Consider the following 1,340-nt stretch of genomic DNA (forward strand, 5'->3'; position numbering starts at 1 on the left):
CGCTGCCGGTGATCACCATTTGACCAAAACCATCGCTGCCGGTACTCAGCTCGATGGAACCCTGCCCCACCGTGAGCGCCGTGCCGTTTTGCAGTTCACCGGACTGAAGCTGGCTGATATTCACCGGCCCGTTGACGGCCAGATAGCCGTTAAAAACCAGCACATACTCCGGTGATTCTTCCGTGCCGATATTGCGCACCGAAAACGGCTGCTCCGACAGCTCCGGGCTTTCCAGCATCAGGTCGGCCAGATTGATAATGGCCGTCCCTTGTCCTGCGGTTCCGGCCAGTGCATGAAAGCCCCCCACCTGCCCGGCACTGTTGACGTGGCGCACCCAGTAATAGTGGAGCGTGGTGTTGCCGGTGACATCCGTATAGCGGCTGCCGTTGGCTTCGTGAACCAGTGACGCCTGCGCACGGTCATCCAACTGTGCTCGCCATACCTCGCTATGGTTATGACCGTCATAGGCCGGAGCTTCCCACTCCAGAATCACGGCACCAAAGATGCCATTGGAGGACAGGCCAGCAGCCGGAGTTGGCGCGTCCGGTGCGGTAGTTCCTCCACCATCACCGCTTACCGTTATTTCTGGCAGCACCGGCTCCAGGGTATCGGTGATAGAACCCACGGCAGAGGCAGGCAGGCTCAATCGCTGACCTTTCTCCTTGGCCAGTCCCAGCTCTGCCAGCTCACTGTGCAGCACCGCCTTGTCTCCGGCATTGCCGCTGCGACCGGCGAGGCGGTTCAGGAACTCACGCACGTAGCGGTCTACCGTTGCAGGCAGTGCGGGAAATTTAGCCATAAGAGGGAGTCTGTTCTTAAAGTTCAGCCATGGAGCTGGCAACAATTACGGCAGTCACGGTGTCGGTGCCTTCCAGCTCAAACTGCCAGCGGCTGCCACGGCCTGCTGGGAGCCTGAAGCCTCTGTCCGAAGTGACCGGCAGTTCCAGCACCTGCTGCTCATCACGGAATACCCGAAACACCAGGTCGGTGTAGCTGTCCGCCATGATCCGTGCCGAACTGAACAGGGCAGGCTTTCCTTGAAAGACTTTGCTGCGCCACCGGTAGGGCATCAGCTCAGAGCCTTTGTCCCACGCTTTAATGGTGTTGCCGATGGCCAGGTAAAGGCTGTCGTCCTGAAGGTCGCGGTAACAGGCATCGGCGTAAGTGCCGAGTTCGGTAAAGGTACCGCTGTCAGGACTGAATATGAAACCACCGCCGTCAACACTGTCGCCATAGAAGCCAAAGTACCGGCCATCGTGGAAACAGCCGTGGATGGTGTCCGGCTGGAACCGTTCCCGCCAGTCCTCCGGGTTGATGATGTTGCGGGTCATCAGGTCCGC

The 1,340-nt window shown here is 59.4% G+C and carries 2 protein-coding genes; both read right to left on the reverse strand.

Going from position 1 to position 1,340, the window contains the following annotated elements; all coding sequences use genetic code 11:
* Nucleotides 1–799 (reverse strand): hypothetical protein (locus AK963_RS29035; RefSeq protein WP_202969926.1); only part of this gene is annotated, 799 nt, incomplete at its 3' end.
* A gap of 16 nt (nucleotides 800–815) precedes the next feature.
* The coding region (locus AK963_RS29040) for a hypothetical protein (protein WP_238593893.1) at nucleotides 816–1,340 on the reverse strand (525 nt) is incomplete at its 5' end.

Source organism: Endozoicomonas atrinae (genome assembly GCF_001647025.1).
Taxonomy (GTDB): domain Bacteria; phylum Pseudomonadota; class Gammaproteobacteria; order Pseudomonadales; family Endozoicomonadaceae; genus Endozoicomonas; species Endozoicomonas atrinae.